Genomic DNA, 19884 nt, shown 5'->3' with positions numbered 1-19884 from the left:
GGCCCCGTGGCCGCCATGTCTGCTGCTACTGCTGCTGCTGTGCGAGGTGCGCGGCGGCGAGGTGCGCGAAGACCATCGCGGAGCCGATCGGTGCGCCCGGGCCCGGGTAGGCGGGTCCGGAGACGGACGCGGTGGTGTTGCCGGCCGCGTACAGGCCCGGGAGGGGGGTGCCGTCCTCGCGCAGCACACGGGCGTGGGTGTCGGTCCGTACGCCGCCCTTGGTGCCGAGGTCGCCGAGGACGATCTGCACGGCGTGGTAAGGGCCGTTCTCGATGGGGATGAGGCAGGGGTTGGGGCCCTGGCCCCGGGCGAAGAACAGGTCGTAGGGGTCCTCGCCGCGGTGGAAGTCGGCGTCCGTTCCGTCGGCGGCGTACCGGTTGAAGGTGCGCACGGTGGCGTCCAGGGCCGCCGGGTCGAGTCCCGTGCGGGCGGCGAGGCCGTCGAGGGTGTCCGAGGTGTGCCACAGGCCCGCCTCGGTGAAGGTCTCGCGGTCGGCGGGGACGACGGTGATGCCGGGCGGTTCGTCGCCGAAGCGGCCGTCGAAGATCCACCACACCGGGTCGCCGGGGGTGGTCCCGGCCTCGGCCGCGAGCATCCGGCGGCCCATCCGGTCGTACGGCAGTGACTCGTTGGCGAAGCGGCGGCCCGAACCGTCGACGAAGATGCCGCCGTGCAGCCCGAGAGTGAAGGCGGCGGAGCCGTCGGGGAAGCGCAGGGAGGGGCACCACCAGGCCTGGTCGAGCAGGGCGGTGGCGGCGCCGGCCTCGACGGCGGCGAGGAGGGCGTCACCGGTGTTGCCGCCGGGTGCGCCCATCGTCCAGTCGGCGCCGGGCAAGCCCTGCCAGGAGCGCCGCAGTTCGGTGTCGGCCTCGAAGCCGCCGGCCGCGAGCAGGACGCCGCGGCGGGCGCGGATGCGCCGGGTACGGCCGTCGTGCACGGCCTCGGCGCCGGTGATCCGGCCGTCCTCGGTCACCAGACGGGTCAGGGCGGTGTTCCGGAGGGTGCGGCCGCGGCCGGTGGACTCCAGCGCCAGCAGCAGCCGGCCGATCAGGGCACGGCCGTCGGTGAGCGGTCCCTCGGGTACCGGCAGGCCGAGTCGCTGGGCCCAGACCGGGGGACGGACCGCCGTCAGCAGTTCGTGCGGTTCCTCGGGCAGGGGCAGGTCGACGGGGAAGACGGCGCGACCGGCGTCGAACCTGCCGGGTGCGGCGAAGTAGTCGGGGAACGGCCGGTACTCGAAGCGGACGTGTGCGTTGTCCTCCAGGAAGGCGACCGTCTCGCCCGCGTGGTCGAGGTAGGCGTCCTGCAGTGCGTGGGGGGTGGTGTCGCCGACCACCGCGCGGAAGTAGACGCGGGCGAGGTCGGCCGAGTCCTCCAGGCCGCCGCGCGCCTGGGCCTGGTTGCCGGGCAGCCACAGACCGGCGCCGGAGTAGGCGGTGGTGCCGCCGAAGTAGTCGCTCTTCTCGATGACCAGTGTGTCCAGGCCGCGCGCCGCGGCGCCGTACGCGCCCGTGAGCGCGCCGCCGCCGGAGCCGACGACCAGTACGTCGCATCGCAGGTCCCCGCTGTCGTGTGTGTTCGCCATCTCGGTCTCGTCCCTCGGGTCGGGTTCGTCGTGCGGGCGGGTGTGCCGGTACGGGAGCGTGGCGGGGGCGGCACGGTGGGGCGGGGGCGGTGACGCCGGCTGCCGCACGCGCTCGCTCCGGTGGTCTGTCGGGTGCGCGGGTCAGGGCGCCGCAGGCTCCTGTGCCGTACGGCGCAGTTCCGCCTTGAGGAGTTTTCCGGCGGCGTTGCGCGGCAGGTGCGGTACGGGGTGGAAGCGGCGCGGGACCTTGAAGTTGGCGAGCCGTTCGCGTGCCCAGGCGGTCAGCTCGGCCGGGTCGGGCGCGGCCCCCGGGGCCGGGACGTAGAAGGCGACGCCGACCTCGCCGAGGCGCGGGTCGGGGGCGCCGACGACCGCGACGTCGGAGATCCGGGGGTGGCCGCGCAGGACGTTCTCCACCTCGGCCGGGTAGGCGTTGAAGCCGCCGACGATGTACACGTCCTTGAGGCGGTCGGTGAGGGACAGGTAGCCGCGTTCGTCGAGCACACCGATGTCACCCGTGTGCAGCCAGCCGTCGGCGTCGACGGTCCTCGCGGTCGCCTCGGGGTCGTCCAGGTATCCGGACATCACGTTGTAGCCGCGCACCACCACCTCGCCGGGTTCGCCGGGTGGCAGTGGCGCGCCGTCGGCGCCCACCACCCGCACCTCGGTCCCGGGCAGCGCGGGTCCGGCGGTCGTCGCCACGGTCCGGGCGTCCTCGTCGGGCGGGCACACGCACACCACCCCGGTGGACTCGGTGAGGCCGTAGGCGTTGAACACGGCCTGGACGTCCAGTTCGGCGCGCATCCGCTCGATCAGCTCGGGGCCGACGCCGCTGCCCCCGACACCGGCCAGGCGCAGCGCCGTCAGGTCGTACCCGGCGCGCCGGGGATGGTCGAGCAGGCTGTGGAAGACGGTCGGCGTGCCCATGAGGACGCTGATCCGCTCCTCGGCCACCCGGGGCAGGATCCGCTCCAGGTCGAAGACCTCCTCGGGGACCATGGTGACGCCCTTCAGCAGGCAGGCGACGATGCCGGCCTTGTACCCGAAGACGTGGAAGAACGGGTTGACGAGCAGGTAGCGGTCCCCGGTGCGCAGGGTGACCGCGCGGGCCCACTCCCTGAAGACCCGCAGGGTGCGACCGTGCGTGGTCAGCACGCCCTTGGAGCGGCCGGTGGTGCCTGAGGTGAAGAGGATGTCGGACAGGTCGCCGGGGCGAACGGCGGCGCTGCGGGCGGCCCGTTCAGGATCCGGCACCCGCTCGCCCGCCGCCAGGTAGTCGGCCCAGCCGATCGTCCCTTCCGCCGGCTCTCCGCGCAGCACCACGGTGCCGCTCAGCCCGCCCAGGTCCTCGCCCGCGTCGCGCAGCATCGCCACGTAGTCGATGCCGAGGAATCCGCGCTCGGTGAGGAGCAGCCGGGCCCCGCTGCGGCGGATGATGTCGGCGGCCTCGGCGGCCTTGTAGCGGGTGTTGAGCGGTACGAGGACGGCGCCGACGGACACCGCGCCGAGCACGGCGGTGATCCACTGGCGGGTGTTGGGCGCCCAGACGGCCACCCGGTCGCCGGGACGGATGCCCTGGGCGAGGGCGGCCCGGGCACAGGCCGCGATCTCGTCCCGCAGCCGGGTGAAGGTCCAGCGCACCTCACCGTCGACCAGCGCCTCCCGCCGGCCGTAGGCGTCCGCGGCGAAGTCGGCGAGCTGCGCGAGGGTGGCGGGGGCCGGGGCAAGTGTCCCTGACAGGTCGTTGAACACGCTGGTCATGCCTCTTTCCGTGGTACGTGTACGTGATGACAGGGGTGCCGGGCGGCATCGGTTTCCTGGAGCGACCAGTGGCGCGGGGGGCTTGTGGCGGGGCGGCGACCGTTCCGAAGGGCGGGCCGGGGCCCGTCAGCCGGCGGTGGAGCCGTCGTACGCCCTGAGGTGGAGGGGCGGCGGATCGGCGCAGGAGGCGGCGTGCTCGCCGGGCTCCCCTACGGGCACTTGGGCGGCGGCGTGTCGGCGGACCGCTTCGGGCACGTCGTCGTCGCACATGCGCATCCCTCTCCGGGCCTACGGGTTGTACGGGTCCTACGGGTCGTACGGACTGGTCGTGCGTCGTACGGGTCGTACGGACTGGTCGTGCGTCGTACGGGCGGGTCGTCCGGGTCGGTCGCCCGAGCGGCCGGAGGTCGGCCCCCGACCTCGGGGGCTGACGCGAGGGAAAGTACGCGTTACTGTTCCGAAACGAAACACCCTCTTCCCAGCAGGTGGGATCGGCTGGCAGTCTCCCCGCAATACCGGAGATCACGGCCGAGCCCCCGGGCTGCCGGCCGTCCGTGTGTGAGGTGAGGTGTCGATGACGACTCAGGCCGCCGCGACCGGGTTTCCGCCACTGTCCCTGCTGGAGAAGGCGGCGAAGGTGCTGAGCACCTTCCAGACCGCCGAGCCCCGGCTCACCCTGACCCAGGTCGTGCAGCGTTCCGGGATCCCCCGGTCCTCCGCGCACCGCATCCTGGACCAACTGGTGCAGCTGCGCTGGCTGGAGCGCGAGGGCCACGACTACCGGCTGGGCATGGGCATGCTGGAGCTGGGTGCTCTGGCGTCCCATCACAACCGGCTGCGGCGGGCGGCGCTGCCCCATCTGCACGCGCTGCACGAGTCCACCGGCCACCTGGTGCACCTGACCGTGCTCGACGGCACGGAGGTGGTGTACCTGGAGCGGATCGGCGGCTCGGACGACGGTGGCGTGCCGTCACGGGTGGGCGGCCGGCAGCCGGCGTACTGCACGGCGGCGGGCAAGGCGATCCTGGCCTTCGCCGACGCCGCGCTGGTGGAGCAGGTGATCCACGGCGGGTTGCGGGCGCGCACGCCCCGCACCATCGTCCGCCCGGACTCGCTCCGAAGGGAACTGGCGACGGTACGGGAGCGCGGGACCGCCTTCGACCGCGAGGAGGGGTTCAGGGGGGTGTCCTGCGTGGCGGCGCCACTGCGCGGCGCCGGCCGGGCCATCGCCGCGATCTCGGTGTGCGGCAACGGCGCCCACCGGGAACTGGAGCGGATCGCCCCCTCCGTGCGCGGCTGCGCGGGGGCGGTGTGGCAGGACATGTTCGGGCCGGGCCGGCGGACGAAGAACCGTACGCGCCCCGAGCCGACGACGCGGCCCGCGCCCGCCGTGCCGCCGCCCGCGATGGACAGCATGCTGATGTGGCTGCGGTTCAGCGAGTGGATGTGACACCGCCGCGAGGGGATGCCGCACCGCTGCCCGTGGCGCCGTGACGGCGGCGCCGGGCGCCCTCGTCTCACCCCCGGGCGAAGCGCGTGCGCAGGGCCGCGAGGCCGGCCCCGTAGGTGCCGTCACCGAAGAGCGACTCCACCTGTGCCGCGGCCTCTCCGGTGCTCCGGTACGCGGCGGACCACACGACCTCGGCGCCCTCCGGGTGCGGGTGGACCGCGAGGGTGGCCACGTACTCCGCGACCGGCAACGGCACCGGGTCCAGGAGGGTGTAGCGGTAGCTGCGGGCCTCGGGGTCGCGGTCCAGCAGGCGCTCACGGGCGACCACGTGGCCGTCGACGGCGAAGGCCCGTACCGCGCCGGGCACTTCCGGATCGGCGCCGCCCTCGATAGAGGTCGGCGGCACGAGCGGATGCCAGTCGGTGAGGCCACCGAAGGCACCGATGGCCGCCCACACCTCGGCGGGGGCAGCCGGTAGCACGGTGGATCGGCGGAGCGAGCGGGCGTCCGCTGAGGACCCGTCGGTCCCCGAGTCCTTGAGGGGTACGTTCACCAGTCTCCTCGCGTCTCCGTGTGTCTGGGTGCGTCTGGGTGCATCTGGGGGCGTCTCGGTGCGTCTCGGTGTGTCTGCGCACGTCTCCGCACGACTTCGTGCGTCTGCTCGCTGCGGGCCTTCACCAGGTGCCGTCGCCGCGCAGGACGGCGTCGGCGCCGCCGTCGGCGAAGACGATCTGCCCGGTCACATGGGTGTTCTCGGGCGAGGTCAGCCAGGCCACCAGCGGGGCGATCTGCTCGGGGCGGGCGTGACCGTGCAGCGGCATCGGCACGCTCCGCTCGACGAGCAGCCGCATCTCGGGGTCGTCCAGCATCGGCCGGGTCATGGTCGTGAGGACGACACCGGGCGCGACAGCGTTGAGCGGGATGCCCGCGCCGGCCCAGTCGGCGGTGGGCGCCGCGCGGCGGACCCAGCGGGAGACGGCGGCCTTGGAGGAGGAGTAGACGAGGTGCCCCTCGCCGCGGTCGACGGCAGCCCGGGCCGCGGCCACCGCCGTCTCCTCGTCACCGGCGAGCGCCGCCTCCACGATCGCCGGGTCTGCGGGGTGCACGGAGTCGATGGAACCGATGACCACGGCGCGGGGGTCGGTGCCGGCGGCCAGCAGTGGTCGCAGCCCCTCCAGCGTGGCCACCGCTCCGAAGTGGTTCACCTTGACGGTGAGCGGGTCGAACCGCGCGATGCCCGCGCAGGCGATGACGGTGTCGAGGCCACCGCCGGTCAACTCCCTGGCCCCCAAGACGAGTTCGCCACGTCCCTTCGGGGTGGACAGGTCGGCGCAGATGTCGCTGCCCTTGAGGTCTGCGCCGATGACGGTGTGGCCCCGCGCGCGCAGGAGTGCCGCGGTGGCCCGGCCGATGCCTGAGGCCGCTCCGGTGACGAGGTGGGTACGGGGCATGGTGTGCTCCCTCGAAGGCGGGCATGGGTGGTCGGATGATCGGGCCCAGGGGCGGCCGCCGGCGCCGGGCGGGCTCGGCGGCGGTTGAGGAGTAGCTGATCTCGGCGGATCAGGGAGTATCTGACCTCGGCGGATCAGGCGTAGCTGATCTCGATCCGCTCGGTCAGCGGCACCGCCTGGCAGGCCAGGACGTAGCCCTCCGCGAGGTCCTCGTCGTCCAGGACGTCGTTGCGGACCATCTTCACCTCGCCGCGGACGACCCGGCAGGTGCAGGCACTGCAGCCGCCCTCACGGCAGGAGTACGGTGCGTCGATGCCCGCGGCCAGGAGGACGTCGAGGAGGGACGTTCCCCGCGGCCAGGCGACCGTGTGGCTCTCACCGTCGAGTTCCACCTCCGCGGTGCTCGCGCCGTCGGCAGGGGTGGCCGCCGGGACGGCCGGTACGTCGAAGACGTCCGCGCCCAGGGAGAAGAACCGCTCCCGGTGGATCCGGTCGCCCGGGGTGCCGAGGGCGCGCAGGCTCTGCTCGACGGCGTCCGTCATCGGCGCGGGGCCGCAGACGTATCCCTCACGGTCGGCGTACGGTGCGAGGACGGCGCTCAGGCGGTCCGCCGTGGGGAGGCCCTGGAGCGACTCCAGCCAGTGGATGAGGACGAACCGGTCCGGGTGGTCCCCGGCCAGCCGGCGCAGTTCGTCGCCGAAGATGACGGACGATTCGTCGCGGTTGGCGTAGAGGAGGACGAGCCCGCCCCGCCCGCGCGCCAGGGCCGACTTGGCGATGGACAGCACCGGGGTGATGCCGCTGCCCCCGGCGACGAGCAGGAGATCGGTGTCGAGGGAGCCGGGGGTGAAGGTGCCGGCCGGGGGCAGCACCTCCAGTTCGTCTCCCGGCCTCACCTCGTCGCACACCCAGTTGGAGCCGTATCCGCCGGCCACCCGCTTGACGGTGACCTTCATCGGTTCCCCGGTGTGCGGCGAACTGGCGAGGGAGTAGCAGCGGGCCGCCGGTCCCGCGCCGGTCCCGGGCAGCTTCAGGGTGAGGAACTGCCCGGGGCGGTAGGCGAAGCGGTCGGTGCTCTCCGGCGGGACCTCCAGCACCAGGGAGTGCGCGTCCGGCGTCTCGGCGATCACCTCGCTCACGCGCAGCCGGTGGGTGCGGCTCGCTCCCGGTGCCGGTTCGGACGCCGGATCGGACGCCGGATCGGACAGCGGCTCAGACGTCGGATCAGACATCGGCGACCTCCAGCGTGCCGTCCGCGACCGCGCGGTCGATGCTGTCGCGCAGCGCTCCGCAGGTGCGGATGCGGGCGGTGGTGCGGCCCTCGCCCACCCGGTCGCGGAACTCCGCGCAGACCACGGCCGCTTCGGAGGTCCACTGCACCGAGGTGTGGGCCATGCTGAACTTCTCGCACAGGACCTGGTTGCCGCAGGTCACGCACTCCACGGGCTGCATGTCAGGCCTCGGTCCCCGTCCCCGCGCCCCGGCGGGCCAGGTTCTCGGCGACTTCCGCGCGCCAGGCCTGGTTGGCCCGTTCGGTGTCGACCTCGAACTCGAAGCGGCGGGTCATCTCGTCCTTGACGTCGTCGACATCGGCGTAGAACTGGTCGTACCACCGGCGCAGTTGGTAGACCGGGCCGTCCTCCTCGGTCAGCAGCGGGTTGTCGATGCGGGTCTTGTTCCGCCAGATCCGCACGTCCTGCTCGAAGCCGACGGTCGCGCCCTCGGCGGTGAGCCGCGCGGTCTCGGCGGCCTGCTCGTCGGTCATCCCGGGCAGCCGCTTGACGATCGCCCCGTACTGGAGCATGAAACTGTCGGCGGTGATCGGGTAGTGGCAGTTGATGAGGACGATCTCCATCTCGGTGCCGCCGCCGACGTCGCTGTAGAGGTGGTCGATCATGTAGGAGGGGCCGTAGTAGGAGGCGTCGGAGCGCAGGCGTCCGGCGCTCAGGGTGCCCAGCTCCATGTCGCCGCGCGGGCTGCTCTCCATGTACTGGGTGGCGATGTGCCCGTCGAAGACGTTCTTGAAGTACTCGGGGAACGCGTAGTGGACGTAGTAGAAGTGCGCCATGTCCACGATGTTGTCCACGATCTCGCGGCAGTTGGCGCCCTCGACCAGGAGCGCCTGCCAGGTCCAGTCGCTCCACCGGTCGGCTTCGGGGCCGTGCACGCCGGCGATCTCCGGGATGGTGACCTCGGGCGGCGGCGGGTTGCCCTGCGGGTCGTGCCAGACGAAGAGCTGCCCGTTGCGCTCCAGGGTGAGCCAGGAGCGGGTCTTGGCGCGCGGCGGGACCCGGCGGGCGTACGGGATGCCGGCGCAGCGGCCGTCGCCCGACCAGCGCCAGTCGTGGAACGGGCAGGCGACCGCGTCCCCCTTGACGCTGCCCTGGGCGAGGTTGCCGCCCATGTGCGGACAGTAGGCGTTCAGGACGTGCAGCCGTCCGTCGTCCTCGCCCTGGAAGACCACCAGTTTGGTGCCGAACGCCTCGATCTCGTGCGGCTTTCCGCCCCTGAAGCCGTCGGCGAGGCCCAGGCAGTGCCAGCCCCGGGCGAAGCGGGTCGGCGGCGTGCCCGCCTCGATGACCCGGACCTCTTCATCGAGCGCAGTCATCTCGTCCTCCGATCTCTGTCGGTCCTACGGCTCTCGGTACTGCTGTCTTGCGGTCGTGCGGCTCAGGGCCGCTGCCTTGGGCCCTGCTGCTCAGTTCCGCGCGGCGAGTTCCACGGCGATGTCGATCAGCTGGTCCTCCTGGCCGCCGACCAGGCGGCGCTCGCCCGCGCGCAGCAGGATCTCGGCGCCGGAGACGCCGTAGCGCTCGGCCTGGTGGTAGGCGTGCTTGAGGAAGCTGGAGTAGACGCCGGCGTGGCCCATGAGCAGGGCGAGCCGGTCGAGCCGGCATTCCTCGTCCATGACCGGGCGGACCACGTCCTCGGCCGCGTCGATGATCTTCAGGACGTCGATGCCGGTGCGGATGCCCATCTTGGCGCAGACGGCGACCAGCGCCTCGACGGCGGTGTTGCCGGCGCCCGCGCCGAGGCGGCGGGTGGAGCCGTCGATCTGCAGGGCGCCGGCCCGGATGGCGGCGATCGAGTTGCCCGTGCCCAGGGCGAGGTTCTCGTGGCCGTGGAAGCCGACCTGGGCGTCGTCGCCGAGTTCGGCGACCAGCGCCTCGACGCGGGCGGTGACGTCGTCCATGACCATGGCCCCGGCGGAGTCGACCACGTACACGCACTGACAGCCCGCGTCGGCCATGATGCGGCCTTGCCGGGCCAGCGTCTCGGGGGTCGTGGAGTGGGCCATCATCAGGAAGCCGACGGTCTCCAGGCCCATCTCGCGTGCGAGCCCGAAGTGCTGGACGGCGATGTCGGCCTCGGTGCAGTGGGTCGCGATGCGGCAGACGCTCGCGCCGTTGCCGTGGGCGGCGCGGATGTCGTCCTTCACGCCGAGTCCCGGCAGCATCAGGAAGGCGATCCTCGCCTGCCGCGCGGTGTCCACCGCGGCCTTGATCAGCTCCTGTTCGGGCGTCCTGGAGAAGCCGTAGGTGAAGGACGAGCCGCCCAGCCCGTCGCCGTGCGTCACCTCGATCACCGGGACGCCGGCGTCGTCGAGGGCGGCGACGACGGACCGTACGTCGTCGGCGGTGAACTGGTGCCGTTTGGCGTGCGAGCCGTCGCGCAGCGAGGAGTCGGTGACGCGGATGTCGAGCGTGTCGGAGTAGGGCATCTCAGGACTCCCCGTGGGTCTTGCGGTCGGGACGCCCGGTGGCGATCCGCCGGGCGAACTCCTCGCCCACCTTGGTGGCGGCGGCGGTCATGATGTCGAGGTTTCCGGCGTACGGCGGCAGGTAGTCGCCCGCGCCCTCGACCTCCAGGAAGACCGCGACGCGCGCCATGCCGCCGCTCGTAGGGCGGGGATCGTCGAACTGCGGCGCGCTGCGCAGCCGGTAGCCGGGCACGTACGTGGCGACCTGCTCGGCGATCTCCTTGACGGACTGGGTGATCGCGTCCCGGTCGGCGTCCTCGGGGATGGCGCAGAAGACGGTGTCGCGCATGATGACGGGCGGCTCGGCCGGGTTGAGGATGATGATCGCCTTGCCGCGCCCGGCGCCGCCGATGGTCTCGATGCCACGGGAGGTGGTGCGCGTGAACTCGTCGATGTTGGCACGGGTGCCGGGGCCGGCGGAGACGGAGGCGACGGACGCGACGATCTCCGCGTACGGCACGGGGACCACGCGGGAGACCGCGTACACCATGGGGATGGTGGCCTGGCCGCCGCAGGTGATCATGTTGACGTTGGATTCGTCGAGGTGGGCGCGGAGATTGGCGGGCGGGACGACGGCGGGGCCGACGGCGGCCGGCGTCAGGTCGACCGCCTTGATGCCGAGTTCGGCGTAGCGGGGGGCGTTGGCCCGGTGGACGTAGGCGGACGTCGCCTCGAAGACGATGTCGGGGAGTTCGTCCTGCGCGAGCAGCCATTCGACGCCCTCGTGGCTGGCCGCGAGGCCGGCCCGGCGGGCGCGGGCCAGGCCCTCGCTGTCCGGGTCCACGCCGATCATCCAGCGCGGTTCGAGGAGTTCGGAGCGCTGCAGCTTGTACAGCAGGTCGGTGCCGATGTTGCCGGACCCGACGATCGCTGCGGTCGCCTTGGTCCTGGTGGTGGGCGTCATGGTGTGTGCATCACCTCAGGTGAAGGAGAGGGAGACCGGGCCCAGCCCGGTGAAGTCGGCGGTGAAGGTCGCTCCGGCCGCGACGTCGACGGCCCGGGTGCAGGAGCCGGGCAGCACCACGTGGCCCTTCTTCAGGGGCACGCCGAAGCGGGCGACGGTGCGGGCGAGCCAGGCGACGGAGACGGCCGGATCACCGAGTACGGCGTCGCTGCGGCCCTCGGCCAGCAGTTCGCCCGCGCTGGTCAGGCGTGCGTCGATCGCCTTCAGGTCCAGCTCGCGCGGGTCGCGGCCCCCGCCGATGACGAATCCGGCGGAGGAGGCGTTGTCGGCGATGGTGTCGGCGATCGAGATGCGCCAGTCGCCGATCCGGCTGTCGATCAACTCCAGGGCCGGGACGACGCGTTCGGTGGCGGCCAATACGTCCGCCGTGGTGCAGTCCTCGCCCGGCAGGTCGGAGCCGAGGACGAAACCGACCTCGACCTCGATGCGCGGGTGGCAGTAGCGGGCGACCGGCACCGGCCGGTCGGCGCACAGCTCCATGTCGTCGAGCAGGTGGCCGTAGTCCGGTTCGTCCACGCCCATCATCTGCTGCATGACCGGTGACGACAGGCCGACCTTGTGTCCGCGCACCCGCGCCCCGGCGTCGAGCCGGTGACGGATGTTGACGAGCTGGATCTCGTACGCGTCCTCGGTGTCGATGCCGGGGAAGGTCTCGGTCAGCGGGGCGACGGGCGTGACGCTGTGCTCGGCTGAGCGCAGGATCCGCGCCGCCTGCTGCCTTACGGGGTCCGTGAGCATGAGGGTCCTCTGCGGGGCTTAGGGCTGTTCCGGGAGGCTAGGCGAGAGCCGTTGCGCACCGGGAGCGCGAATTCCCGCTGACCGGGAAAGGTGCGGGGAGGGGACGGACGTCCGGGCCGCCGCGCCCGGAGCCGCCGGATGCGAGAAGCGCCGGCGGCTCCGGGGACGGCGGCGGCCGGGGCGAGGCCGCTCATGCCGACGGCCACCGCCTGCCGCCCCGCCCACCGCCTGCCGACCGCCGGGCGCGGTCGGCCGTCGCCCGCAGGCCCTACTGCGCGCCGTACACCGGCTGCGGGCTCTCCGCCCCGGCGAGGAGCTTCAGGGCCGTCTCGCCCGCCTGCGCCGGGGTCCAGCGGGCGCCCTTGTCGGTGGTGGGGCCGGGGCGCCAGCCCTCCATGACGGTGATGCGGCCGCCCTCGGCCTCGAAGACGCGGCCGGTCACGCCGGCGCAGAGGGCGGAGCCGAGCCAGACGACGAGCGGGGAGACGTTCTCCGGGGCCATGGCGTCGAAGCGGCTGTCGCCGGGGGCGGCCATGGTGTCGGCGAAGGTCTGCTCCGTCATCCGGGTCCGGGCGGCCGGGGCGATGGCGTTGACCTGGACGCCGTAGCGGCCCAGTTCGGCGGCGGCGACGAGGGTCAGTCCGACGATCCCGGCCTTGGCGGCGGCGTAGTTGCCCTGGCCGACGCTGCCCAGGAGCCCGGCCCCGGAGCTGGTGTTGACCACGCGGGCCTTGGGGGTGCGGCCGGCCTTGGCCTCGGCGCGCCAGTGTGCGGCGGCGTGCTTGAGCGGCAGGAAGTGGCCCTTGAGGTGGACGCGCATCACGGCGTCCCAGTCGTCCTCGTCGAGGTTGACGAGCATGCGGTCGCGCAGGAACCCGGCGTTGTTGACGAGGGTGTCGAGGCGGCCGAAGGCGTCGAGAGCGGTGGCGACGAGGGAGGCCGCGCCCTCGGAGGTGGCGATGTCGCCGCCGTGGGCGACGGCCTCGCCGCCGAGCGAGCGGATCTCGTCGGCGACCTGCTGGGCCGGTCCGGCGGTGCCGCCCGTGCCGTCGAGGCCGACGCCGAGGTCGTTGACGACGAGCTTGGCCCCCTCGGCGGCGAGGGCGAGGGCGTGGGCCCGGCCCAGGCCGCGGCCGGCCCCGGTGACGACGGCGACGCGTCCGGCGCACAGTCCGGTCGTGCCAGAGGTCGCGCTCGCGGGGGAGGTCCTGCTCATGCGGGTGTCCTGCCTTTCGGGGGTGGAGGTGCGGTTCGGTGGCTCACTCGGCGGCGGCCTGCTGGTTGACGTCGGTCGCGTCGAGGAAGGCGGGGCGTTCCCCTCCGCCGTGGACGTGCAGGCTCGCCCCGCTGATGTAGGCGGCCCGGTCGGAGGCGAGGAAGACGCAGGCGTCGCCGATGTCTGCGGGCGCGGCGAGGCGGCCGAGGGGCACGGTGCGGCCCACGGCGGCGATGCCGTCCTCGTCGCCGTAGTGCAGGTGCGACAGCTCGGTGCGGACCATGCCGGGGACGACGGTGTTGACCCGGACCCGCGGTGCCCATTCCACGGCCATGGAGCGGGCGAGGTGGTCCAGGCCGGCCTTGGCGGCGCCGTAGGCGGCGGTGCCCGGTGAGGGGCGGGTCCCGCTGACGCTGCCGATCATCAGGATGGTCCCGCCGCGGTCCTGGCCGCGCATCACCTCGTACGCGGCGAGCGAGGCCGTGAGCGGTACGAGGAGGTTCAGTGCGACGACCCGGGCGTGCCGGGCGGCTCCGCCCTCGCCGAGCATGCGGAAGGGGGCGCCTCCGGCGTTGTTGACGAGGGCGTCGAGGCGGCCGTACTCGTGCCGTACCCGGTCGAAGAACGCGTCGGCCGCCCCGGCATCGCGCAGGTCGACGGGGAGGAAGCGGGCGGTGCGGCCGGCCGCCCGCACGGGCCGGTCCGGGGGGCGGCGCGCGCAGGTCACGACCTCCGCGCCGGCTTGCAGGAACGCCCGGGCGATACCGGCTCCGACACCCCGGGTTCCGCCGGTGACAACCGTCACACGTCCGCTGAGATCGATGATCGCCGCCAAAGGACACCTCCCGCAGCGCGCACTCCGCTGCTACCTTCTCGCCTAACAAACGTTTGGTGGAAAGGTAGCTGATCTGCTCATGGGTGTCTCCACCTCCGTCCTCGAAGACGGCATCACCGTCGTCACCGTGGACTTCCCCCCGGTCAACGCCCTGCCTGTCGGCGCCTGGTACGAGCTGGCCGCGGCCGTGCGTGCCGCCGGCGCCGACCCGAAGGTGCGCTGCGTGGTGCTGGGCGCCGCGGGCCGCGGGTTCAACGCGGGCGTCGACATCAAGGAGATGCAGCGCACGACCGGGCACGAGGCGCTCGTCGGCGCCAACCGCGGCTGCTACGAGGCGTTCGCCGCCGTGTACGACTGCGAGGTCCCGGTCGTCGCCGCCGTGCACGGATTCTGCCTGGGCGGGGGCATCGGCCTCGTCGGGAACGCCGACGCGATCGTCGCCTCCGACGACGCGACATTCGGCCTGCCGGAGCTGGACCGGGGAGCACTCGGCGCCGCCACCCATCTGGGCCGTCTGGTGCCCCAGCACCTGATGCGGGCGCTGTACTACACCTCGCGCACCGTCACCGCCGAGGAGCTGCACCGGCACGGCTCGGTGTGGCGGGTGGTCCCCCGCGAGCGGCTCGCCGGGTCCGCGCTGGAGCTGGCGCGGGAGATCGCCGCGAAGGACGGGACGCTGATCCGCCTGGCCAAAGCGGCGATCAACGGCATCGACCCGGTCGACGTGCGCCGCAGCTACCGCTTCGAACAGGGCTTCACCTTCGAGGCCAACCTCAGCGGTGTCGCCGACCGCATCCGCGACACCTTCGGCAAGGACGAGGAGCAGCAGTCGTGAGCAGCGACAAGACGATGACCACCGAGGAGGTCGTCGGCCGCCTGAGCAGCGGCATGACGATCGGCATCGGCGGGTGGGGTTCGCGGCGCAAGCCGATGGCGCTGGTCCGGGCGCTGCTGCGCTCGGACGTCACCGACCTGACCGTGGTCTCGTACGGCGGCCCGGACGTGGGGCTGCTGGCCGCGGCGGGGAAGGTCCGCAAGCTGGTCGCGGCGTTCGCGACCCTCGACTCCCTCCCCCTGGAGCCGCACTTCCGCGCGGCCCGGGAGCACGGCGCGCTGGAACTGGTGGAGCTGGACGAGGCGATGGTCATGTGGGGACTGACCGCCGCCGCGCAGCGGCTGCCGTTCCTGCCGGTCCGGGCCGGACTCGGCTCGGACGTGATGACGGTCAACCCCGGTCTGCGGACGGTGCGTTCGCCGTACGAGGACGGAGAGGAACTCGTCGCCGTGCCCGCCCTGCGGCTGGATGCCGCCCTGGTCCACCTCGACCGGGCGGACGTGCACGGCAACGCCCAGTACCTCGGCGCCGACCCCTACTTCGACGACCTGTTCTGCCAGGCCGCCGACACCGCGTACGTCTCCTGCGAGCGCATCGTGGACAGTGCCGGGCTGCTCGAGGACGCCGGCCCGCAGACCCTGCTCGTCAAGCGGGCGTTCGTGAACGGTGTCGTCGAGGCCCCGAACGGCGCGCACTTCACCTCCTGCGCCCCCGACTACGAGCGGGACGAGGTCTTCCAGCGCGCCTACGCACGCGCCGCCGCCGACCCGGAGGCGTGGGGGGCCTTCGCCGAACGGTTCCTGTCCGGCGACGAGGACGCCTACCAGAGCGCCGTGACGGCGTTCCACCAGGAGGAGGCATCACGATGAGCGACACGATCACGACGGCAGCGACGGCGACCCGGGCCGAGTACTGCGTGGTGGCCTGTGCGGAGGCCTGGCGCGGCGCGGGCGAGGTACTGGCCAGTCCGATGGGCACCGTCCCCACGATCGGCGCCCGCCTGGCCAGGCTCACCTTCTCGCCCGATCTGCTGCTCACCGACGGCGAGGCCCTGCTGATCGGCGACGTCCCGGCGCTCGGCGCCGCGCCCGCCGTGGTGGAGGGCTGGCTCCCCTACCGCCAGCATCTCGCCCTGGTGGCGACGGGGCGGCGGCACGTGATGATGGGCGCCTCCCAGATCGACCGGTACGGCAACCAGAACATCTCCTGCATCGGCGCCTGGGCCCGGCCGACGCGCCAGCTGTTGGGCGTGCGTGGGGCGCCCGTCAACACCCTCAACAATCCGACCAGTTACTGGGTGCCCCGGCACTCGCCGCGGGTGTTCGTCGAGAAGGCCGACATGGTCTGCGGTGTCGGCCACGACCGTGCGGCCGCCGCCGGGCCGTCCGCCACCCGGTACCACCGCATCCCCGAAGTCGTCAGCGACCTCGGCGTCTTCGACTTCGAGACCCCCGACCGCACGATGCGGCTGCGCTCCCTGCACCCGGGAGTGACGGTCGAGCAGGTCGTGGAGGCCACCGGGTTCACCCTCACGATCCCGGACGAGGTCCCGTACACCCGCGAGCCCGCCGCCGAGGAGCTGCGGCTGATCCGTGAGGTCGTCGACCCGAGGGCGCTGCGCGACCGCGAGGTGTGCTCATGAGCGACGCCACGATCAGCACCGCGCTCACCGAACTGGTCGGCGTACGGCACCCCGTCGTGCAGACCGGCATGGGGTGGGTGGCCGGGCCCCGCCTGGTCTCGGCCGCCGCGAACGCCGGCGCGCTCGGGGTCCTCGCCTCCGCCACGATGCCGGTGGACCGGCTCCGCTCGGCCGTGCGCGAGGTGAGGTCCCGTACCGACGCGCCCTTCGGGGTCAATCTCCGGGCGGACGCCTCCGACGCGGCCGACCGCGTGCGGGTCATCATCGAGGAGGGGGTGCGGGTAGCCTCGTTCGCGCTCGCGCCCTCGCGGGAGCTGATCGCCCGGCTCAAGGACGCCGGTGTGGTCGTCATCCCGTCGATCGGCGCCCGGCGGCACGCCGAGAAGGTGGCCGCGTGGGGCGCCGACGCCGTGGTGGTGCAAGGCGGCGAGGGCGGCGGCCACACCGGGGACACCGCCACCAGCGTCCTCCTTCCCCAGGTCGTGGACGCCGTGGACATCCCGGTCGTCGCGGCCGGCGGCTTCCACGACGGCCGGGGCCTCGCCGCAGCACTCGCCTACGGCGCCGCGGGCATCGCCATGGGCACCCGCTTCCTGCTCACCTCCGACAGCACCGTCCCCGACACGGTCAAGGCGAAGTACCTGGCCGCCACCGTCAAGGACGTCACCGTCACCACGAAAGTCGACGGGCTCCCCCACCGCATGCTGCGCACCGATCTGGTCGACACCCTCGAACGCTCGGGCCGCGCCACCGCCCTGCTGCGCGCCGTGCGCCATGCGGCGGCCTTCCGGCGCGAGTCCGGCACGAGCTGGGCCCGGATGGTCCGCGACGGCATCGCCATGAAGCACGGCCGGGAGCTGACCTGGAGCCAGGTCCTCCTGGCCGCCAACACCCCCATGCTGCTCAAGGCCTCCATGGTCGAGGGCCGCACCGACCTCGGTGTGATGGCCGCCGGCCAGGTCGCGGGAGTCATCGACGACCTGCCGTCCTGCGCCGAACTCGTCGACCGGATCATCACGCAGGCCCGGGCGGCGCTACGGGCGCTGCCCCCGGCCGACTGACGCCCCCCTCCCCGTCTCCCCGGCCCGTCGCCTTCCCCACCCGGCCGGGGAACTTCCCCCTCTGCCCAGGGAGTTGATCCGATGCGTGCTGCCCGTCCGATCCGGTCCACCGGAGTGCTGATCTCCGCCGTGGCCCTCGGCTGCCTGCCCACCCTCGCCGTGGCCCACGCCACCCCTCGGCCCACCGCCACGGCCTCGTACGGCACCACCGCCTTTGTCCGCCACATCGTCCTCCAGGGCGCGGTCAACGTCCGCGACCTCGGCGGCTACCGCACCGAGCAGGGCCGCCACGTCCGCTACGGCCAGGTCTTCCGCGCCGACGGGCTCGGCAGACTGACCGACGCGGACGTGGCGCGGCTGTCCCAGGAGGGACTGCGCACCGTCGTGGACTTCCGGGTCCCGCAGGAGGTGCGGGGCGACGGCGCCGACCGCCTTCCGGCGGGCCTGACCGTGACCTCCCGGCCCGTGCGGGACCTCGGTCTGTACGCCACCACGATGGAGGTCATCGCATCGAAGGACCCGGTGGAGCAACAGGAGATGCTCGGCGACGGCAAGGCGGCGCAGCTGATGCGGTCGATCTACCGCGCCTTCGTCACCGACCCGGGCGACCGCCGCGCTTTCGCCGAGACGATCCGGGACATCGCGCACCACGGGCGGACACCGGTGCTGTACCACTGCACCTCGGGCAAGGACCGCACCGGCTGGCTGAGTTACGTCCTGCTGCGGGCCGTGGGTGTCCCCGCCGCCACCGCCGAGAGGGACTACCTGCTCTCCAACGGCTTCCGCGCGGCGACCGACCTCCGCGTCCGCGAGGGTCTGGAGCAGTCCGGGCTCATGCGGGACCCGGACCTGCTGGTGCCGCTGCAGGAAGTCCGACCCGACTACCTGGGCGCGGCCCTCGGCCAGGCCGAGCGGGACTACGGCGGCTTGTACGGCTACCTCACGCGGGGCCTCGGCCTGGACAGGGCCACCCTGGCCCAGCTCCGCGCCCGGCTGCTCAGGTGACGGAGGCTACTGGGCCATCCCTACCACCGGACCCGCGTGACCGGTGATTCGACGGCGAGGTACCGGGCGGCGGGACCGTAGAGCCTGCGCTCGCCCACATCGTCCGCCGCGGCGACTGTCCGCTGCTGGGTCCGCCGCGCTGCCCGGCGTTCGTCCGCTTGATGTGCGGGCACGCCGGGTATCCCTTCCTTGGTATTTCGAATAGGCATATTGCTACTAGGCATAGTCTGCACAGTCCAGGAGGACCCATGCCGACCCTGACCCCGCACAGCGACCCGTCCGCCGCCCCGTTCGACGACGCCGCCCTGCGCGAGGCGATGAGCACCTTCTGCACCGGTGTCGCGGTGGTCACCGCGCTCCAGCCGGACGGGCGGCCCACCGGGATGGCCGTCCAGTCCTTCGCCTCCGTGTCGCTGGACCCGCCACTGGTGTGCTTCTGCCCGGCGCACACCTCGTCGACCTGGCCGAAGATCCGGGCGGCGGGCCGGTTCGCCGTCAGCGTCCTCGCGGCCGACCAGCAGGCGCTGTCCCGGCAGTTGGCGGTGACCGGCGGCGACAAGTTCGCGGGGGTGGCCTGGCACCCCGGCGCGAACGGCGCGCCCCTGCTCGACGGCGCGCTCGCGACGGTCGAGTGCGACCTGGCCGGCGCGCTCCCCGGCGGCGACCACACGATCGTCCTGGGCCGGGTCACCGCCCTCGCCCGGCGGACCCATGCCACCGGCCCCCTGCTCTACTACCGCAGAACCTACGGCTGCCTGCGGTGAAGTTCCTCGATGTCGGCCAGCATCGCGTCGGCCAGGTCGCGCTCGGCGGCGTAGTAGCGTTCGGCCCACTTCAGGGTGAGCGCGGGGTAGGCCCACGCCTCCTCGCCGCGGGCGCCCTCGACGTCGGCCTCGGCGTGCCGCCGCATCGACTCGGCGTAGGCCCGGTGCCGGCCCAGCACCTCGCGCATCTGCTCGGGCTCCAGCAAGTGCCCGAGCCAGACCCGCAGCATGACGCCGTGCTTGAGGACCGGCGGCTCCACCGGCGCCTCGCGGGCCCAGGTGCGGACCGCCTCCAGGCCGGCGTCGGTGATCCGGTAGACGCGTTTGCCGCGGTTGCCGGTCTCCTGGGCGACCATCCTGGAGGTGGCGTAACCGGCCTTCTCCAACCGTTTGAGCTCGCCGTAGATCTGGCTGAACGACGGGCTCCAGTAGAAGAAGCGCAGCGACCAGTCCGCCCACTTCTTCAGGTCGTAACCGGACAACTCCTCACCGAAGGAGAGCAGTCCGAGGACCGCCCAGCTCGTCGCCGGCAGGGCCGGCCGTTCGTCACCGCTCGTCGCGCCACTCGTCCTGTGCTCAGCCACACCCGCAGTGTACGGAGCGGCTGCGGGGCGCACAGGCCGGACGGGGCGGCCCGGCCCTGACCGGGGCGAACGCCGTGGAGGACGTGGTCTTCGGGTCAACGAGATCAGGTGATGTGACGTCGGGTGAGGTGTCGTGCGGTGTCGTGTCGTGCGTGGTGTCAGTCGCGGGCGGCGATGCCCTCCAGCACCATCGACAGGTACTGGCGGGCGATCTCCTCCGCGCTGTGCTGTCC

At 73.0% G+C, this 19884-nt stretch carries 21 protein-coding genes and 1 pseudogene; 7 read left to right on the top strand and 15 right to left on the bottom strand.

Annotation, left to right across the window (positions count from 1 at the left end; genetic code table 11):
• Nucleotides 1-25: 25 nt before the first annotated feature.
• The 3 genes from AB0G56_RS39875 to AB0G56_RS39865 form a co-directional block, all read right to left on the bottom strand.
• Entirely contained in the window at nucleotides 26-1585 is a 1560-nt protein-coding gene (locus AB0G56_RS39875; RefSeq protein WP_360980519.1) for an FAD-dependent oxidoreductase, read from the bottom strand.
• Between the two features lie 141 nt (nucleotides 1586-1726).
• Nucleotides 1727-3346: a FadD3 family acyl-CoA ligase gene (locus tag AB0G56_RS39870; RefSeq protein WP_360980516.1), complete on the bottom strand. Its 1620-nt coding sequence runs from the start codon at nucleotides 3344-3346 to the stop codon at nucleotides 1727-1729.
• A gap of 126 nt (nucleotides 3347-3472) precedes the next feature.
• Entirely contained in the window at nucleotides 3473-3616 is a 144-nt protein-coding gene (locus tag AB0G56_RS39865; protein WP_360980513.1) for a hypothetical protein, read from the bottom strand.
• Nucleotides 3617-3920: 304 nt separating this feature from the next.
• Here AB0G56_RS39865 and AB0G56_RS39860 point away from each other — a divergent pair, with 304 nt between their 5' ends.
• Complete coding sequence (locus tag AB0G56_RS39860) at nucleotides 3921-4796, top strand: IclR family transcriptional regulator (RefSeq protein WP_360980510.1); 876 nt, start codon at nucleotides 3921-3923, stop codon at nucleotides 4794-4796.
• A gap of 67 nt (nucleotides 4797-4863) precedes the next feature.
• On the opposite strand, the gene AB0G56_RS39855 is transcribed toward AB0G56_RS39860, so the two are convergent.
• From AB0G56_RS39855 to AB0G56_RS39810, 10 genes are all read right to left on the bottom strand, one after another.
• Entirely contained in the window at nucleotides 4864-5349 is a 486-nt protein-coding gene (locus AB0G56_RS39855; protein ID WP_360980507.1) for an SRPBCC family protein, read from the bottom strand.
• Between the two features lie 121 nt (nucleotides 5350-5470).
• The gene (locus AB0G56_RS39850) at nucleotides 5471-6247 is read right to left on the bottom strand and encodes an SDR family oxidoreductase (RefSeq protein WP_360980504.1); all 777 of its coding nucleotides are present in this window, start codon (nucleotides 6245-6247) and stop codon (nucleotides 5471-5473) included.
• Between the two features lie 134 nt (nucleotides 6248-6381).
• Nucleotides 6382-7479, bottom strand: coding sequence for a ferredoxin--NADP reductase (locus AB0G56_RS39845; RefSeq protein WP_360980501.1), 1098 nt, complete (start codon nucleotides 7477-7479; stop codon nucleotides 6382-6384).
• On the bottom strand, nucleotides 7472-7699 hold the full coding sequence (locus AB0G56_RS39840) for a hypothetical protein (RefSeq protein ID WP_360980498.1): 228 nt from the start codon (nucleotides 7697-7699) through the stop codon (nucleotides 7472-7474). Before AB0G56_RS39840 ends, AB0G56_RS39845 begins: the two co-directional genes overlap by 8 nt.
• Nucleotide 7700: 1 nt before the next feature.
• Nucleotides 7701-8855: a Rieske 2Fe-2S domain-containing protein gene (locus AB0G56_RS39835; protein WP_360980495.1), complete on the bottom strand. Its 1155-nt coding sequence runs from the start codon at nucleotides 8853-8855 to the stop codon at nucleotides 7701-7703.
• Between the two features lie 90 nt (nucleotides 8856-8945).
• Complete coding sequence (gene dmpG, locus AB0G56_RS39830) at nucleotides 8946-9968, bottom strand: 4-hydroxy-2-oxovalerate aldolase (RefSeq protein WP_360980492.1); 1023 nt, start codon at nucleotides 9966-9968, stop codon at nucleotides 8946-8948.
• Between the two features lies 1 nt (nucleotide 9969).
• Nucleotides 9970-10911, bottom strand: coding sequence for an acetaldehyde dehydrogenase (acetylating) (locus AB0G56_RS39825; protein ID WP_360980490.1), 942 nt, complete (start codon nucleotides 10909-10911; stop codon nucleotides 9970-9972).
• Between the two features lie 15 nt (nucleotides 10912-10926).
• Nucleotides 10927-11709: a 2-keto-4-pentenoate hydratase gene (locus tag AB0G56_RS39820; RefSeq protein ID WP_360980487.1), complete on the bottom strand. Its 783-nt coding sequence runs from the start codon at nucleotides 11707-11709 to the stop codon at nucleotides 10927-10929.
• A 268-nt stretch (nucleotides 11710-11977) separates the two neighbouring features.
• Nucleotides 11978-12925, bottom strand: a complete 948-nt coding sequence (locus tag AB0G56_RS39815; protein ID WP_360980484.1) for an SDR family oxidoreductase — start codon at nucleotides 12923-12925, stop codon at nucleotides 11978-11980.
• 43 nt (nucleotides 12926-12968) lie between these two features.
• Nucleotides 12969-13760: an SDR family oxidoreductase gene (locus tag AB0G56_RS39810; RefSeq protein ID WP_360980481.1), complete on the bottom strand. Its 792-nt coding sequence runs from the start codon at nucleotides 13758-13760 to the stop codon at nucleotides 12969-12971.
• Nucleotides 13761-13839: 79 nt separating this feature from the next.
• Here AB0G56_RS39810 and AB0G56_RS39805 point away from each other — a divergent pair, with 79 nt between their 5' ends.
• The 6 genes from AB0G56_RS39805 (at nucleotide 13840) to AB0G56_RS39780 (ending at nucleotide 19067) form a co-directional block, all read left to right on the top strand.
• Nucleotides 13840-14595, top strand: coding sequence for an enoyl-CoA hydratase family protein (locus AB0G56_RS39805; RefSeq protein WP_360980478.1), 756 nt, complete (start codon nucleotides 13840-13842; stop codon nucleotides 14593-14595).
• A gap of 14 nt (nucleotides 14596-14609) precedes the next feature.
• Nucleotides 14610-15464, top strand: coding sequence for a CoA-transferase (locus AB0G56_RS39800; RefSeq protein WP_360980546.1), 855 nt, complete (start codon nucleotides 14610-14612; stop codon nucleotides 15462-15464).
• Entirely contained in the window at nucleotides 15461-16237 is a 777-nt protein-coding gene (locus tag AB0G56_RS39795; protein ID WP_360980475.1) for a CoA-transferase, read from the top strand. Before AB0G56_RS39800 ends, AB0G56_RS39795 begins: the two co-directional genes overlap by 4 nt.
• 11 nt (nucleotides 16238-16248) lie before the next feature.
• Nucleotides 16249-17298, top strand: coding sequence for a nitronate monooxygenase (locus tag AB0G56_RS39790; protein ID WP_360980543.1), 1050 nt, complete (start codon nucleotides 16249-16251; stop codon nucleotides 17296-17298).
• A gap of 81 nt (nucleotides 17299-17379) precedes the next feature.
• Complete coding sequence (locus AB0G56_RS39785; protein ID WP_360980472.1) at nucleotides 17380-18303, top strand: tyrosine-protein phosphatase; 924 nt, start codon at nucleotides 17380-17382, stop codon at nucleotides 18301-18303.
• A 248-nt stretch (nucleotides 18304-18551) separates the two neighbouring features.
• Nucleotides 18552-19067 carry a flavin reductase family protein gene (locus tag AB0G56_RS39780; RefSeq protein ID WP_360980469.1) on the top strand — a complete coding sequence of 172 codons (516 nt, stop codon included), beginning with the start codon at nucleotides 18552-18554 and terminating at the stop codon, nucleotides 19065-19067.
• Here AB0G56_RS39780 and AB0G56_RS39775 read toward each other — a convergent pair.
• Nucleotides 19049-19651, bottom strand: a complete 603-nt coding sequence (locus AB0G56_RS39775) for a helix-turn-helix transcriptional regulator (RefSeq protein WP_360980466.1) — start codon at nucleotides 19649-19651, stop codon at nucleotides 19049-19051. The two genes, AB0G56_RS39780 and AB0G56_RS39775, sit on opposite strands and share 19 nt — an antisense overlap.
• 158 nt (nucleotides 19652-19809) lie before the next feature.
• Nucleotides 19810-19884: pseudogene (locus tag AB0G56_RS39770) on the bottom strand (TetR family transcriptional regulator); the annotation flags it as partial.

It is taken from the genome of Streptomyces sp. NPDC021356 (genome assembly GCF_040641015.1).
Lineage (GTDB): Bacteria > Actinomycetota > Actinomycetes > Streptomycetales > Streptomycetaceae > Streptomyces.
This window is presented reverse-complemented; position numbering and strand designations above follow the sequence as displayed.

What these genes read in the sequence shown, in the direction of transcription:
- AB0G56_RS39785 (WP_360980472.1), top strand. Translation starts at nt 17,380, where the DNA reads ATGCGTGCTGCCCGTCCGATCCGGTCCACCGGAGTGCTGATCTCCGCC.
- AB0G56_RS39800 (WP_360980546.1), top strand. Translation starts at nt 14,610, where the DNA reads ATGACCACCGAGGAGGTCGTCGGCCGCCTGAGCAGCGGCATGACGATC.
- AB0G56_RS39845 (WP_360980501.1), bottom strand. Translation starts at nt 7,479, where the DNA reads ATGTCTGATCCGACGTCTGAGCCGCTGTCCGATCCGGCGTCCGATCCG.
- dmpG (WP_360980492.1), bottom strand. Translation starts at nt 9,968, where the DNA reads ATGCCCTACTCCGACACGCTCGACATCCGCGTCACCGACTCCTCGCTG.
- AB0G56_RS39840 (WP_360980498.1), bottom strand. Translation starts at nt 7,699, where the DNA reads ATGCAGCCCGTGGAGTGCGTGACCTGCGGCAACCAGGTCCTGTGCGAG.
- AB0G56_RS39815 (WP_360980484.1), bottom strand. Translation starts at nt 12,925, where the DNA reads ATGAGCAGGACCTCCCCCGCGAGCGCGACCTCTGGCACGACCGGACTG.
- AB0G56_RS39870 (WP_360980516.1), bottom strand. Translation starts at nt 3,346, where the DNA reads ATGACCAGCGTGTTCAACGACCTGTCAGGGACACTTGCCCCGGCCCCC.
- AB0G56_RS39875 (WP_360980519.1), bottom strand. Translation starts at nt 1,585, where the DNA reads ATGGCGAACACACACGACAGCGGGGACCTGCGATGCGACGTACTGGTC.
- AB0G56_RS39825 (WP_360980490.1), bottom strand. Translation starts at nt 10,911, where the DNA reads ATGACGCCCACCACCAGGACCAAGGCGACCGCAGCGATCGTCGGGTCC.
- AB0G56_RS39835 (WP_360980495.1), bottom strand. Translation starts at nt 8,855, where the DNA reads ATGACTGCGCTCGATGAAGAGGTCCGGGTCATCGAGGCGGGCACGCCG.
- AB0G56_RS39860 (WP_360980510.1), top strand. Translation starts at nt 3,921, where the DNA reads ATGACGACTCAGGCCGCCGCGACCGGGTTTCCGCCACTGTCCCTGCTG.
- AB0G56_RS39850 (WP_360980504.1), bottom strand. Translation starts at nt 6,247, where the DNA reads ATGCCCCGTACCCACCTCGTCACCGGAGCGGCCTCAGGCATCGGCCGG.
- AB0G56_RS39865 (WP_360980513.1), bottom strand. Translation starts at nt 3,616, where the DNA reads ATGTGCGACGACGACGTGCCCGAAGCGGTCCGCCGACACGCCGCCGCC.
- AB0G56_RS39805 (WP_360980478.1), top strand. Translation starts at nt 13,840, where the DNA reads ATGGGTGTCTCCACCTCCGTCCTCGAAGACGGCATCACCGTCGTCACC.
- AB0G56_RS39780 (WP_360980469.1), top strand. Translation starts at nt 18,552, where the DNA reads ATGCCGACCCTGACCCCGCACAGCGACCCGTCCGCCGCCCCGTTCGAC.
- AB0G56_RS39795 (WP_360980475.1), top strand. Translation starts at nt 15,461, where the DNA reads ATGAGCGACACGATCACGACGGCAGCGACGGCGACCCGGGCCGAGTAC.
- AB0G56_RS39820 (WP_360980487.1), bottom strand. Translation starts at nt 11,709, where the DNA reads ATGCTCACGGACCCCGTAAGGCAGCAGGCGGCGCGGATCCTGCGCTCA.